Below are 15,895 nucleotides of genomic sequence, written 5' to 3' on the forward strand. Positions count from 1 at the left end.
ACCCTTTTTTGTTTACTGTTTTTTTATCCAGTAAAACTTTGCACAAATCTCACTCTATGTAATACTTTAGCCACTTAAAATTACATGGTCTGTTGAGATGGATAAAATAGAAATTAGAGGCGCTCGTACGCATAACCTCAAAGACATTAACCTAACCATACCTCGAGATAAGCTGACGGTTATCACCGGTTTGTCAGGTTCAGGGAAGTCGTCACTTGCGTTTGATACCCTCTACGCAGAAGGTCAACGTCGTTATGTTGAATCTTTGTCGGCCTATGCTCGTCAATTTCTATCTCTCATGGAAAAACCCGATGTCGACCACATCGAGGGTTTATCTCCTGCCATCTCCATCGAACAAAAATCGACCTCTCACAATCCTCGTTCAACTGTTGGCACCATCACTGAAGTCTATGATTACTTAAGACTACTTTATGCTCGTGTCGGTGAACCACGATGTCCTGCTCACAACACTCCTCTTGCAGCACAAACTATCAGCCAAATGGTCGATAAAGTATTAGAACTTCCTGCTGGTTCAAAGATGATGTTGTTGGCACCGATCGTCAAAGAACGTAAAGGTGAGCATGTTAAAACGCTTGAGAATCTAGCTGCTCAAGGTTTTATCCGCGCTCGAATTGACGGAGAAACTTGTGACCTATCCGACCCACCAACATTGGAGCTGCACAAGAAGCACACCATCGAGGTGGTCGTTGATCGATTCAAGGTTCGTCCAGATCTTCAACAACGTTTGGCTGAATCATTCGAGACAACATTAGAACTATCTGGCGGCATCGCTGTTGTCGGTTGGATGGATGATAAAGAACAAGAAGAGATCGTGTTCTCTGCAAACTTCGCTTGTCCTATATGTGGTTACAGCATGCAGGAACTTGAGCCGCGCCTATTCTCATTTAACAACCCTGCTGGTGCATGTGGTACTTGTGATGGGCTTGGAGTTCAACAATATTTTGATCCAAGTCGAGTGATTTTAGATGAAAACCTAAGCATTGCAGAAGGTGCGATAAAAGGCTGGGATCAGAAAAACTATTACTATTTTCAGATGCTGACATCGCTATCAGACCATTATGGTTTTGACCTTTATGCGCCATTTAATTCTTTACCAAAGAAAACTCAAGAGATCATTCTTAAAGGCTCAGGGCGTACTGAAGTGGAATTCAAGTACATCAATGACCGGGGTGATATTCGAGTCAAACGTCACCCATTTGAAGGTATTTTAAATACGCTGGAACGCCGTTACCGCGATACTGAATCTAGCGCGGTGCGTGAAGATCTTGCCAAGTACATATCAACGAAGTCGTGTTCTAGCTGTGATGGCACTCGTTTAAGATTAGAAGCTCGAAATGTCTTCATTGGCGATACCACACTGCCAGAAATCGTTCAGCTCAGCATTGCTGATGCACTAGAGTTTTTCCAAAACTTATCGCTCAGCGGTCAGCGTGGTCAGATCGCTGATAAAGTAATGAAAGAGATCAATGATCGTCTGCATTTCTTGGTGAACGTTGGTTTGAATTACCTGAACCTATCACGCAGTGCAGAAACACTGTCTGGTGGTGAAGCGCAAAGGATTCGTCTCGCAAGTCAAATTGGTGCTGGTTTAGTGGGTGTTATGTATGTACTCGATGAACCATCAATTGGCCTCCACCAGCGCGATAATGAACGTCTACTGCAAACTTTGGTTCACCTAAGAGACTTAGGAAATACCGTTCTTGTCGTTGAACATGATGAAGACGCAATCCGTTGTGCTGACCATGTTATCGATATCGGTCCTGGAGCTGGTGTTCATGGCGGTCACGTGGTCGCCGAAGGCACCATGCAAGACATCATCGAAAACCCGAATTCTTTAACAGGGCAATACCTGAGTGGCGCTAAAGAAATTGCAGTGCCAAAACAAAGAACGCCTATCGACAAGAAAAAGGTCGTCGAGATCGTGGGCGCAACGGGGAACAACCTAAAGAATGTCACTGCGACGATCCCTGTAGGCTTGTTCAGCTGTATTACAGGTGTTTCGGGGTCAGGTAAATCTACACTAATCAATGACACCTTCTTTAAAGTCGCCCACACTCAATTAAACGGTGCAACCACTGCAGTTCCGGCGCAGCACAAAAAGATAAAAGGCTTAGAGCATTTCGACAAAGTGATCGATATTGACCAAAGCCCTATCGGTCGCACCCCTAGATCAAACCCAGCAACCTACACTGGGATTTTCACTCCTATCCGTGAGTTATTTGCGGGTACACAAGAGTCGCGATCTCGAGGCTATAAACCAGGGCGATTCAGTTTTAACGTTCGTGGTGGTCGCTGTGAAGCGTGTCAAGGTGATGGCGTAATCAAGGTAGAGATGCACTTTTTGCCCGATGTGTATGTGCCATGTGATGTGTGTAAAGGTAAACGCTATAACCGTGAAACTTTAGAAGTTCGCTACAAGGGTAAAACCATTGACGAAGTTCTAGAGATGACCGTAGAAGATGCTCGAGAATACTTCAACCCTGTTCCTGTAATCGCTCGTAAGCTGCAAACATTGATGGATGTTGGTCTTTCCTACATTCGCCTCGGACAAGCAGCGACAACTTTATCTGGTGGTGAAGCACAACGCGTTAAATTAGCGCGTGAATTGTCTAAACGAGACACGGGAAAAACCTTATACATTCTAGATGAACCAACTACTGGCCTTCATTTCCATGATATTCAACAGCTACTCACGGTTCTACACAGGCTGCGTGATCACGGTAATACAGTAGTGGTGATTGAACACAACCTAGATGTCGTCAAAACCGCAGATTGGATACTAGATTTAGGCCCTGAAGGTGGTCAAAGTGGTGGTGAGATTGTTGCAGAGGGTACACCTGAAGATGTGGCGTTAGTCGAAGGTTCACACACTGCTCGCTTCCTTAAGCCTATGTTAAATTTGAAGTAGGTGTAAAATAGCGCCCTGCGGGCAGACAGAAAAATGTTAAAGTAACAGAGCTTGTTTCAGAAGGAACAAGCTCTGTTTTTATAAGGTTAGGGATTTATGGCAACAATACACACTAGCGGTACCCAACTAGAAAATCAGGTAACTCAGCTACCACTCAATAAAGCATTTCTGGCTTCTTTAGCTGTTGTATTCTTGTTAGCCATGCATTTTTTCATGCCGAATCCTGGAGGCTCGGGCCTAGCTTTATCCTTTAACCCTATGACTTGGTTAGCACTAAGCTTTACGTTAGCGATTGGCTTTTATCAGCTAGCGACTAACCGAGAACTCAAATATTCCAAGCTAACCGTTGGTTTACTGATTAGCTGCGTAATACTTACGCTACCCACGCTCTACAGTAACGCCTTTCCTCAAGCCGTATCTGGTCGACTACTGGGATTATGGGCGGGCTTCGCTTTATTCGTCGTACTTCAGCAATTTAAGTTCAGCAATAAGCACAAGCAGCGCATGTTGTGGTTCATTGTGCTTGCTGTTGTCATACAGGCACTATTTGGCTATGTGCAATATTTCCTATTAGAACCAGGCAACCTATTTGGCTACAACACTGCTGTAAACCGACCATATGGGATATTCCAACAACCTAATGTAATGGCAAGCTTTCTTGCTACTGGTTTTGTGCTGTCAGCTTATCTTTTAGCAAGGCAACCAACTAAATATAATCACCAAATTAGCGAGTCGCTTCTACTTTATTTAACACCAGCCTTAACCGTACCTTTGCTGATCATCATCGCATCACGTACCGGATGGTTGGCTGCCGTCATTGGGTTTGTATGCATTCTGCCTTATCTATACAAGTTCTCAACCAAGAAACGCTTCTACGGGTGGTGTGCATCAGTGCTCGTCGGTATCGTCGTCGCTTTTTCGGTTATCAGCCTTAGTGCAACTGATAGCCTCGCAAGTAAAAGAACCAACTTAGAAAGTCCACGAGCTTATACCTTCCCACAAGCGCTCGATATGATGATCGAAAAACCATTTACCGGTTATGGCTACGGAAAGTTCGAATCCGAATACACGCTATACACAGCCCGCCAACATCAACTTAACTCAAATTATCATCCCGGCCTTCCTGCAATGGATCACCCACACAATGAGTTCCTGTTTTGGGGGGTTGAAGGCGGAATAGTACCAATCATCGGGATCTTGATTGCTGCAGTGTTGGTGATGTCACGCATAGCAAGCTCAGCGAAAGGAACACGTCTAGCACTGTTCGCGCTATTTATTCCTATACTCTTACACTCTCAGCTCGAGTATCCTTTTTACCACTCGGCGATTCACTGGATAACCTTTATCATTTTGATTTACTGGGTCGATCAACGGGCTTCTCGCCACTATCAGCAGCCGTTTAGTATCGTCAGTAAAACCCTACTCAGAGTGTCGAGCTTAATCGTTCCTATCTTAGTGAGTTTTTACATGCTGAGTGCCTTACACACCAATTATGTACTCACTAAATTTGAAATGTCTAAGCCGAAAAACCCGGACATTCTTAAGCAGGTAACGAACCCCGTAGTATGGAAAGATCGCTATGATTGGGACGTGTACAGTACCTTTCTAAATATCGGCCTCTACAAAGCCGATTCTAGCCTGATCCAGCCTTATATAGAGTGGTCGTTAGAGATCATAAAGAGTAAGCCAAGGCCTGCTTTCTACAGCAACCTGATTCTCGCGTATCAAGGCTTGGGCGATCACAGCAAAGCAGAACAAATTCGCAGTGAAGCGAGCTTCTTGTTCCCAAATCGAGACTTTTCAAAGGTTCAGTATAAGAAAGTATCACAAGAAGAAGATAACCTGTCGTCTGCTGAGTGATGTTTAGCTCTCGGAACTAAAGCACCATTTCTGACCTTTCGGTTAGGCACAAAAAAGCGCACGATCTCTCGTGCGCTTTTCTTTTAAACTTCAGTTTATTACCGTTATTTTAAAACGTCTTGTAACGCTTTTAAGCACAAAGCGACATTCTCTTTTCGAGCGCCATAACCCATTAAACCAATACGCCAAGCCTTCCCAGCTAAAGAGCCAAGGCCTGCACCGATTTCAAGATTATATTCTTCTAACAGCTGCGTTCTTATTTTGGCTTCATCAATCCCTTCAGGGAAGTAAAGCGCATTCAATTGAGGTAGGCGACTCTCTTCATCTACCACAAACTTTAATCCTAGTGCTTCTACTCCTTCTTTAAGCTCTTGGTGCATCGCATGGTGACGTGACCACGCATTATCCAGGCCTTCATTCTTCAATAAAACCAACGACTCATGCAGAGCATATAGGCTGTTCACAGGCGCAGTATGGTGATAGCTACGCTTACCTTCTCCACTCCAATAACCTAATACCAAGCTCTGATCCAAGAACCAGCTTTGTACGGGAGCTTGACGTGCTTTCATTTTATCGACAGCACGTTGAGAGAACGTCACGGGAGATAAACCAGGTACACAAGACAGACACTTCTGACTGCCTGAATAAACCGCATCGAGTTGCCATTCATCAACCAACAATGGCACACCACCTAATGATGTCACCGCATCCACAATCGACAATGCATCAAACTGACGAGCAACTGCTGAAATCGCTTGAGCATCCGATAACGATCCAGTAGAGGTCTCTGCATGCACAAATGCGACAGCAACAGCATCAGGGTTTTCTGCCAATGCCTTTTCTACCTTTTCAACGGAAACAGACTTGCCCCACTCATCATCAACAAGGATCGCTTCACCCCCACAGCGCACAACATTTTCTCGCATACGTTCACCAAAAGCACCATTGCGACAAACAATCACCTTCTCACCTGGCTCAATCATGTTAACAAAACAGGTTTCCATACCTGCACTCCCTGGTGCAGAAACGGCAATCGTAAATTCGTTTTCCGTCTGAAAAGCGTATTTGAGAAGCTGTTTAAGCTCATCCATCATCGCAATAAATAGCGGGTCTAGGTGGCCAATGGTTGGACGGCTTAAGGCCTGTAAAACTTGAGGAGAAATGTCTGAAGGCCCCGGCCCCATTAACGTTCGGTGTGGCGGATAAAAGCTATCAATAGCAGTAGTGAGTGTTAAATTAGACATGTACATCCCTTACGTTAATGTTGTGAACAATCCACCCTAAAGCAAATTGATTATCTCAGCAATTAGCCATAAGTATAGAGGTCACACCAGTGTCACATAATTGTTAAAATTATTTTTCAATTATCTCAAGTTACGGATTGACATTATTACCGCAAACACGTTCAATGAAATGGCTATCTAGCAGAAGAGGAGCACTGCCCAGGCAGGTGTTTTGTGGAACCGCATTTCCAACACAAAACATTTATGGGGAGCAGTGCCGAGATAATAAAAGGATGCAGGACCTTTATTATCGGTTGAGCGGGCTGAATCCCGTCAACTGTCACCATTTCTATATGGTGAAGAGCTTCTGAGGTTACTATTCTAATAATTCCTCTCTATTTGCTCTAAAACTCTCTTCGAACAACATCGGACGTTGGATTACCCAACCGTAATTTTATTTTAGGAAATCGTGGGAGATATATAGTGAGTGCATCTAATGTAGCTGGTTCTTTTAATGTCGCTAAGTTTGGTGGAACAAGTGTTGCCAACTTTGAAGCAATGAGCCGTTGTGCTGCCATTATTGAAAATAACTCGAATACGAAACTGGTCGTGAGCAGCGCGTGCTCTGGCGTGACTAACCTGCTCGTTGAACTCGCGAATGGTGTTCAAGATAAAACTCGTCGCCAAGAACTAGTGACACAGTTAACCGACATTCATAATACGATTCTTGCTCAGTTAGCCGATCCAAGCGGTATCGAGAAAGAGGTCCATAGCATTCTCGATGACATTGCGAGTGCAGCCGAAGCGGCATCATTCCAAACCAGTACTAAACTCACCGATCACCTAGTGGCATGTGGCGAACTGATGTCAACACATATCCTCGCTCAAATCATTCGCGAGCGTGGCACACCCGCTGTCCGTTTTGATATCAGAGAAGTGATGCGCACCAACAATGACTTCGGCAAAGCAGAGCCACAGTTAAAAGATATTGCAGCCTTAGCGCAACAGAAATTGATACCACTATGCCAACAGCAAGTTGTCGTTACCCAAGGCTTTATCGGTGCCGATAACGAAGGTAACACCACAACATTAGGTCGTGGCGGCAGTGATTACTCAGCGGCACTGATTGCAGAATCTGTACAAGCGATTGGTTTAGAAATCTGGACTGATGTTCCGGGCATCTACACCACGGATCCACGTATCGCATCGAAAGCATCTCCTATCCCAGAGATCAGCTTCAGCGAAGCATCGGAAATGGCAAACTTTGGCGCGAAGATATTACACCCTTCGACTCTAGTCCCGGCACTACGCCATCAAATCCCGGTATTTGTCGGCTCATCAAAAGCACCAGAGCTCGGTGGCACATGGATTCGTCAACAAGTTGAAAGCTCCCCTCTGTTCAGAGCGCTTGCCCTACGCTGCAACCAAACCATGGTTACGCTACGCAGCGCCAATATGTTCCATGCTTATGGCTTCCTAGCAAAAGTGTTCGAGATCCTCGCTAAGCATAAGATCTCTGTCGATCTTATCACTACCTCAGAGATCAGTGTCTCACTGACACTCGATCAAACAGATACCTCTGGTGGTGCCCCTGAGTTACCAGAAGCCGCTCGCATTGAGCTTGAAGAACTGTGTTCCGTGGATATTGAACACGACCTATGCCTTGTTGCTCTTATTGGTAATAACATGAGTGAAAGCAAAGGCTATGCGAAACAGGTATTCGGCACTCTTGAAGACTTCAACCTACGCATGATTTGCTACGGCGCAAGCCCACACAACTTGTGCTTCTTACTAGATGAATCAGTGTCTAAGCTAGCGATTCAAAAGCTTCACCAAGAGCTGTTTGAATAAAAAGACGGTTGATAGATTAGTTTAAAAATCACCAAGCTACAGATACAAAAAGGGTTGCTATTAAGCAACCCTTTCTCTTTTTTACTTTACGAATCAAAACTCGTCATAGCCTAAAAGCTAGTTAATGTTTGGACCTAACCACCTCTCAGCTTCCAACATGTCCCAGCCCTTACGATCAGCATAGCTATCCACTTGATCTTGTTGAATCTGTGCAATTGCAAAGTATCTAGCATCAGGATGTGAGAAATACATACCAGACACTGAAGCACCAGGCCACATTGCGTAGCTCGTGGTTAATGACATGTCGATCGCTTTTTCAACGTCCATCAACTCCCACAACGTACCTTTTTCAGTATGTTCAGGACAGGCAGGGTAACCCGGAGCAGGACGAATACCTTGGTACTTCTCGCGAATCAAATCGTCATTAGACAAGTCCTCATCCGGCGAGTAGCCCCAAATGTCCTTTCTCACTTCTTTATGCAGGTATTCAGCGAACGCTTCAGCCAATCGGTCAGCAACCGCCTGAATCATAATCGCGTTGTAGTCATCACCGTTGGCTTTGTATTCATCAGCAAGCTCTCGCTCACCGATACCACCAGTCACCGCAAAGCCACCAATCCAGTCTGCTTTACCGCTATCTTTCGGCGCAATGTAATCAGACAAACAGTAGTTAAAACCTTTTGGCTTCTCTGTTTGCTGACGAAGGTTGTGCAAAACCTTTAACACTTCAGTGCGAGATTCATCGGTATACACTTCAATATCATCACCAACACTGTTGGCAGGGAACATCGCACACATCCCACGAGCTTCAAGTAACTTCTCTTTCTGTACTCGATCCAATAAATCATTCGCATCCTTGAATAAGCGTTTCGCTTCCTCGCCCACTTCTTCATGCTCAAGAATTGCAGGGTACTTTCCGACTAGCGACCATGTCATAAAGAATGGAGTCCAGTCGATGTACTGACGTAAAGTCGCGACATCAAAATCATTGAAGATGTGCACTCCCGGCTTAGCAGGTACCGGTGGCGTATAAGCTCTCCAATCAATCGCTACTTTATTAGCACGAGCGCGTTCAAGCGTAACAGGCTTAGTTCGTGGTTTTTTACGATTGTGCTGATCTCGCACACGGTCGTAATCAATATCCAACTTCTCAACAAAGGCGGGCTTCAATTCGTTAGATAGCAATGAAGTACACACACCCACCGCACGTGAAGCATTGTTTACGTAGACCACAGGTTCAGAGTAGTTCTGTTCAATCTTAACGGCTGTATGCGCTTTAGATGTCGTTGCTCCACCGATCAGAAGAGGCAGCTTAAAGCCTTGTCTTTCCATCTCTTTAGCCACATGCACCATTTCATCAAGAGAAGGGGTGATCAAACCCGAAAGCCCAATGATATCGACGTTCTCTTCTTTAGCGACCTTAAGGATTTTCTCACATGAAACCATCACGCCTAAATCGATAATTTCGTAGTTATTACACTGCAAGACAACGCCCACAATGTTTTTACCGATATCGTGAACATCGCCTTTTACGGTCGCAAGTAAGATTTTTCCGTTAGTCGCACCAACGTCTTTGGTTGCATTAATAAATGGTTCTAGATGGGCTACCGCTTGCTTCATAACACGTGCAGATTTAACTACTTGAGGAAGGAACATCTTACCTTCACCAAAGAGGTCACCAACCACGTTCATGCCATCCATTAATGGGCCTTCAATCACCTCAATAGGGCGAGAAGCATTAACACGAGCTTCTTCTGTATCCTCAACAATAAAGTCGGTAATACCTTTCACTAAAGAGTGTTCTAAGCGCTTTTCTACTGGCCAAGTACGCCACTCTAAAGCAGATTTATCTTCAACTTTCCCCACTGCACGCTCTAGATACTCAGTCGCAATATCGAGCAAGCGCTCAGTAGAATCATCTCGGCGGTTTAGAACCACATCTTCAACGGCTTCACGTAAATCCTCTGGGACATTATCGTAAATCTCTAATTGCCCAGCATTTACGATGCCCATATCCATACCGTTTTTAAAACAGTGATATAGGAATACTGCGTGGATTGCCTCACGAACGTAGTTATTACCTCGGAATGAGAACGAAACATTCGATACACCACCAGAGATCATTGCATGGGGTAAGTCTCGTTTGATGTCTCCTACTGCTTCAATGAAATCGACCGCATAGTTGTTATGTTCATCAATACCCGTCGCAACCGCAAAAATGTTCGGGTCAAAAATAATGTCTTCTGGTGGGAAACCTACTTCATCAACCAAAATATTGTAGGCATTAGTACAAATCTCAACCTTACGCTCTCGAGTATCAGCTTGGCCAACTTCATCGAACGCCATCACGATAACGGCTGCACCATATCGGCGAACCAGTTTAGCTTGTTCGACAAACTTCTCTTTCCCTTCCTTCAATGAGATAGAGTTAACGATGCCTTTACCCTGAATACATTTCAGACCCGCTTCTATAACTTCCCATTTTGAAGAGTCGACCATGACTGGCACTTTCGAGATTTCAGGCTCAGATGCACATAGATTAAGGAATTTAACCATACACGCCTCAGCGTCTAGCATTCCTTCATCCATGTTGATATCGATGATTTGAGCACCGTTCTCAACTTGCTCTCGAGCCACACTTAAAGCTTCATCATAGAGTTCTTCTTTGATAAGACGTTTAAAGCGAGCAGAGCCGGTAACGTTAGTTCGCTCACCCACGTTAACAAACAGAGATTCCTTGGAAATCGTCAATGGCTCTAAGCCAGAGAGGCGACAAGAGACGGGTAAATCTGGTAGCTGGCGCGGTGTTACGCCTTCAACAGCTTCTGCCATTTGGCGTATATGTTCTGGCGTCGTACCACAACAACCACCAATTAGGTTCAAGAAACCACTTTCAGCCCATTCCTTAACGTGTTCAGCCATATCTTCTGGAGAAAGGTCATACTCACCAAATGCGTTAGGTAAACCCGCGTTAGGGTGAGCGGAAACATTACATTCGGAGATACGAGACATCTCACCAACGTATTCGCGCAGTTCATCGGGGCCTAATGCACAGTTCAAACCAAATGAGATTGGTTTTACATGACGAAGGGCGTTGTAGAATGCTTCCGTCGTTTGTCCGGAAAGCGTTCGACCAGATGCATCGGTGATAGTACCGGAGATCATAACGGGTAAAGTGATACCCATTTCTTCAAAGACCGATTCAACGGCAAAAGAGCACGCCTTCGCGTTGAGTGTATCGAAGATAGTCTCGATAAGAATAAGGTCTGACCCGCCTTTGATAAGAGCACGAGTCGATTCAGAATAAGCCACAACAAGTTCGTCAAAACTCACATTACGATAGCCCGGATCATTAACATCTGGGGAGAGAGAACAAGTTCGGTTAGTTGGACCTAAAACACCCGCCACAAAACGAGGTTTATCAGGAGTCTTCGCTGTCCATTCATCTGCCGCTTCACGAGCCAGTTTAGCAGCAGCATAGTTAATTTCTTCGCTAAGACTTTCCATATCGTAGTCGGCCATAGCAATGGTTGTTGCATTAAAGGTATTGGTTTCGAGGATATCTGCACCCGCTTCCAAATACTCCGTGTGGATACCTTTGATAAGCTTAGGCTGTGTAAGTACCAAAAGGTCATTGTTACCTTTTAAGTCACTATGCCAATCAGCAAAGCGCTCACCACGATAGTCCTGCTCTTCCAATTTATAATCCTGAATCATGGTACCCATGCCACCATCAATCAGTAAAATTCGTTGCTTTAACAGAGCCTCAATCTTTTGCCTTACATTACTTCCCACGGTACAGCCTCATTCCTTTAATTATCCCTCCATCCTATCACACATTAAAAAGGAGTCTAGACGTCTAAAAAAGGAAATTGATTACTAAGCTATGACAAAAAGTGTTTGCTATTTAAGCATGAGACAACGAAAATTAATTTTCATACTTTGTTACATATTGGAATCCCAATGTCGGTCTATTACACCTTATGCTTCTTGTCCGCTGCAGCCATGCTTATTGCTTTCGTGAATACCAAAATTGGTAAAATGCAGACAACCATCGCCATAACAGCAGGCTCAATGATGCTATCTCTATTGATTATCATTGCAGGACAAAACAATTGGTTCCAATTGGCAGACATCGCCTCAGAGACAGTAGCCAGTATCAACTTTGAAGATTTCCTCCTGAAAGGAATACTAGGTTTCTTACTCTTTGCTGGCGGCTTGGGGATCAAGTTACCAAACTTAAAAGATCAGAAGTGGGAAATAACTGTGCTCGCTCTTGGCGCTACACTATTTTCGACATTCTTTATTGGCTTTGTACTTTATGGCTTCTGTCAGCTTATCGGTATTCAATTTGACCTAATTTATTGCTTACTGTTTGGTTCACTAATCTCTCCAACCGATCCAATAGCTGTATTAGCAATAGTGAAGAAGCTCGATGCTCCTAGACGAATCTCTACTCAAATCGAGGGGGAGTCTCTATTTAACGATGGTTTTGGTTTAGTTATCTTCGTAACCCTATTTACTATCGCATTCGGTACAGAAGCTCCGACTGTAGGTAGCGTGACCATGTTATTCGTCCAAGAGGCTATTGGCGGTATCGTCTACGGATTTGTTCTAGGTTTGATATTCCACTATCTAATCAGCAACACAGATGACCACTCGATGGAGTTGCTATTAACCATCGGTATTCCTACAGCTGGTTATGCTTTTGCAGAGGTTCTGCATGTATCTGGACCATTAGCAATGGTGGTATCTGGTATCATGATAGGCAACTGGACACGCTTCATCGGATTTTCTAAGGAAAGTGAGGATCACCTAGACCATTTCTGGGAATTAATAGATGAGTTCTTAAATGGCGTACTATTCTTATTGATTGGTATGTCTATGCTGCTATTCAAGTTCCACCAAGAAGATTGGATTTTGATGGCGTTCGCAGTCCCTCTAGTATTGAGTGCACGCTATCTAAGTGTTTTCTTGTCTTATATTGGATTTAAACGCTTTAGAACTTACAACCCATGGTCGACTAAGATTCTAACTTGGGGTGGTCTACGCGGAGGCTTAGCTCTAGCTATGGCACTTTCAATCCCTTCAGGTATCTGGGTGATTGAAGACAAAGCAATAGATGTTAAAGAGATAATCCTCGTTATGACCTATGCTGTTGTTGTGTTCTCTATTCTGGTTCAAGGATCAACAATCACTCCAATGATAGAAAAAGCGAAACAAGCTGAGAAAGAGCTAGATTAACATCTAAATAGATCAACTAAGGCCGCCTACTGTAGGTGGCCTTTTTTATGGTTCATCGCGGCTTTCCGGGGAAAGCCGCTTTTATCTTTAAGAAGAAGTAGTCTGTATCTCGATATCCATACCCCATTCGCTTGATTAACTTTATCTTGTTGTTTATCCCTTCAAGTGTGCAGGTGTTTAATGGATAACTTGCCGATGCGATAATACCGTGAAGATAGGAGCTCAGTTTTCGTGCGAACTCTTTCAATGGCTTAATTCCACTCTCTTGTACCTGTTCATACCACGCATCCCAGAGCCCCTTAGCGTGCCTTTCTGACTCACAATACCAAAGCTCTTTGAGTTGGGCTCCGAGTATATAAGTGGTCATCAAGTCCTTATTGATATTCAATATTTCAGTCAGATAGCTATCTTGTCGTGCATTTAAGTTACCTCTGTTTTTCAACAGTACCCAGCGTGAGCGCTTGACCCATTGCCTCGCTTTTTTATCTTGCTTGAGTTTGTTGGCTTGGTCGACTCTGACTCTATCCATCACCTCTCGACCGAACTTAGCGACAACATGGAACAAATCGTAAACGATTTTTGCATTCGGACAGTGCGCTTGAACTTCAAGGTCAAAAGCCGTATTCATGTCCATCGCGACCGCCTCGATATTGTTGCCATGCTTGCCTAACTGCTCGAAGAACGGTCGTATGTCCTTGCGGCTACGGCCTAACCCTACCCAAATGACTTGGTGAGTCTTAGCGTCAGCGATGACTGTGGCATATCGATGTCCTTTAAAGATGGCGAACTCGTCCATGACGAGTTGCCTTAGTCCCTCCCATTTCACTGGCGGTACCACTTCTCTAAGTCGGCGTTTATCTATCTCTTTAATGGTATGCCAATGAACGTTCGTTAACTGGGAGATATGCTTAATGGGAAGAAGAGGTAGTAGCTGCTCTATATAGCTTTTTAGGCGCTTCGTTATACGAGCATAAGGCTCCAACCAAGGTAGAGACTCTGTTTTTATGCCGCAGTCACGACACTTAATTCTTCGTGTTTGAACAGAAAGTTCAACAGGAACCCCGAGCAACATGGCCTCTTTCACATGACGCCATTGATACTCGTGGATAGCTTCGGCTTCAAGACCACAAAGGCACTTAGCCTCAGAGTTAGGTTTAAGAGTAAGGGTAATAAGTGTTGCTGTCTGGTGAGACTTTACTATTTGAAAGCCTTCCCAGAATGAAGATAGGAAAGTATGATTCTGCATGGAAACGGTAGTTTGTGTATGATTTTTGTTTGGCGACTAAACCATATCACTTACTACCGTTTTTGTTTTCAATTCCCGCTAATCCGCGATGAACCTTTTTTATACCTAATGAAAGTCAGATCCACCGATTTCCTTACTGGAACACAAACTGAAGGAGCATAGAGCTTACCTCGGGTAGTTGATGCACTATTATTGGAGTACTCAAAAAACTTAATGTAGGGTGAACATTAAATTTGGCCAGAACTATTTCAGGAAGTTAAGCCACGCAGATAATTCATTCTTATGCGCACTCGCCAGTCTACCTAATAAACCACCCTCAAGTTTTATAAGCATAAATCGAAAAGCTTTCACCTGAAAGCTGAAATAACGAGACTTAACATCTCGTTGCTATAGCGTTATACCAATTAAAGTAAAAATATGATCTAATTAAGGCCGTCGAACTCTTACAGAAAATCGCCATGGATAGCCTTAATAATACTGATTTTAAAAAGCTAGCAAGCCAACAAAAAACCATTCAAATGAAGGTTCGCTTGCTAGCACTTGCCCACTTCAAAGAAGGTCACTCGCGCACTCAAATTGCCAAATACCTTAAAGTCAGTCGAACTAGTGTAAACAAATGGGTTCAAGTATTTCTTGAAGAAGGATTGGAAGGGCTTCAAGAAAAACCTCGCACAGGCAGACCTGCATACCTCAATGCAGAACAACGAAAACAACTCAGTGCATTCATTAAGAAAGAAGCAGAGTCCCCTTCAGGCGGGCGCCTTGTCGGGAGCGATATACATGACTACATCGTGAAAAACTTTGATAAATACTACCACCCTAATTCTATCTATTATCTCCTCGACCACATGGGCTTCTCTTGGATAACTTCTCGCTCCAAACACCCTAAACAATCACAGCAAATCCAAGACGATTTTAAAAAAATTCAAAATAGAAACGATCCTTAAGATCCCCGGCCATATTGGGCTAGAGAGTGTTGATGTCTGGTTTCAAGACGAAGCTAGGTTTGGCCAACAGAACACAACGACACGTCTTTGGGCGACTCGTGGAACGAGGCCTCGCGTGGTAAAACAACAGCAATTTGAATACGCTTATTTGTTTGGTTCGGTATGCCCTGAAAGAGGAATTGGCGAAGCCATAGTGGTTCCTTGGGTTAACAAGGACATAATGACAAATCACTTAGAGCAGATATCTAAAGCTACTGAAAAAGGACGTCATGCTGTCGTTATAATGGATGGTGCAGGCTGGCATACCGATGATATTGCGAGAGAGTTTAATAACGTCAGTACTATTAAGCTTCCTCCCTACTCGCCAGAGCTTAACCCTATAGAGCAAGTTTGGAGTTGGTTGCGACAACATTATCTAGCGAATCAAAGTTTCACTGATTATAACGACATTGTTTCCAAGGTTTGTCGCGCTTGGAATGAATTTCTTGAGTGCAAAGATCGTGTCACAAAAATGAGCAGAAGGGATTGGATAAACCTGATCAGTTAATTTTCCGGATTGGTATAAGTCGGGGAAATCCGCAGCTCTGCTAATGAT

At 44.0% G+C, this 15,895-nt stretch carries 8 protein-coding genes and 1 riboswitch; of the genes, 5 read left to right on the forward strand and 3 right to left on the reverse strand.

The window, feature by feature from the left end; genetic code table 11:
* The first annotated feature begins 97 nt into the window (after nucleotides 1–97).
* Both uvrA and OCV44_RS12850 read left to right on the forward strand, forming a co-directional pair.
* Nucleotides 98–2,929 (forward strand): excinuclease ABC subunit UvrA, encoded by a 2,832-nt coding sequence (gene uvrA, locus OCV44_RS12845; RefSeq protein WP_139685669.1) that lies wholly within the window; start codon nucleotides 98–100, stop codon nucleotides 2,927–2,929.
* Nucleotides 2,930–3,025: 96 nt separating this feature from the next.
* A complete protein-coding gene (locus OCV44_RS12850; RefSeq protein WP_139685668.1) occupies nucleotides 3,026–4,789 on the forward strand; it encodes a PglL family O-oligosaccharyltransferase in 1,764 nt (587 codons plus the stop codon).
* Nucleotides 4,790–4,893: 104 nt separating this feature from the next.
* Here the strand turns inward: OCV44_RS12850 and OCV44_RS12855 are convergent, their stop codons facing one another.
* A complete protein-coding gene (locus tag OCV44_RS12855; protein WP_139685667.1) occupies nucleotides 4,894–6,033 on the reverse strand; it encodes a pyridoxal-phosphate-dependent aminotransferase family protein in 1,140 nt (379 codons plus the stop codon).
* Between the two features lie 176 nt (nucleotides 6,034–6,209).
* Nucleotides 6,210–6,387, forward strand: a riboswitch (Lysine riboswitch).
* A gap of 108 nt (nucleotides 6,388–6,495) precedes the next feature.
* Between OCV44_RS12855 and lysC the strand changes: the two genes are divergently transcribed.
* A complete protein-coding gene (lysC, locus tag OCV44_RS12860; protein WP_139685666.1) occupies nucleotides 6,496–7,863 on the forward strand; it encodes a lysine-sensitive aspartokinase 3 in 1,368 nt (455 codons plus the stop codon).
* 117 nt (nucleotides 7,864–7,980) lie between these two features.
* Here lysC and metH read toward each other — a convergent pair whose 3' ends face one another.
* Nucleotides 7,981–11,658, reverse strand: a complete 3,678-nt coding sequence (gene metH / locus OCV44_RS12865) for a methionine synthase (protein ID WP_139685665.1) — start codon at nucleotides 11,656–11,658, stop codon at nucleotides 7,981–7,983.
* 168 nt (nucleotides 11,659–11,826) lie between these two features.
* Between metH and OCV44_RS12870 the strand changes: the two genes are divergently transcribed.
* On the forward strand, nucleotides 11,827–13,107 hold the full coding sequence (locus OCV44_RS12870; protein WP_139685664.1) for a cation:proton antiporter: 1,281 nt from the start codon (nucleotides 11,827–11,829) through the stop codon (nucleotides 13,105–13,107).
* A gap of 52 nt (nucleotides 13,108–13,159) precedes the next feature.
* Here the strand turns inward: OCV44_RS12870 and OCV44_RS12875 are convergent, their stop codons facing one another.
* Entirely contained in the window at nucleotides 13,160–14,353 is a 1,194-nt protein-coding gene (locus tag OCV44_RS12875) for an ISL3 family transposase (protein WP_139686334.1), read from the reverse strand.
* Between the two features lie 458 nt (nucleotides 14,354–14,811).
* Between OCV44_RS12875 and OCV44_RS12880 the strand changes: the two genes are divergently transcribed.
* Nucleotides 14,812–15,847 (forward strand): IS630 family transposase gene (locus tag OCV44_RS12880; RefSeq protein ID WP_157665725.1). Its coding sequence is split into 2 segments (ribosomal slippage): nucleotides 14,812–15,270 and nucleotides 15,272–15,847, totalling 1,035 coding nucleotides; the frame shifts between segments, so codons are not numbered across the junction.
* The last annotated feature ends 48 nt before the right edge of the window (nucleotides 15,848–15,895 follow it).

Source organism: Vibrio tasmaniensis, from assembly GCF_024347635.1.
GTDB classification, from domain to species: domain Bacteria; phylum Pseudomonadota; class Gammaproteobacteria; order Enterobacterales; family Vibrionaceae; genus Vibrio; species Vibrio tasmaniensis.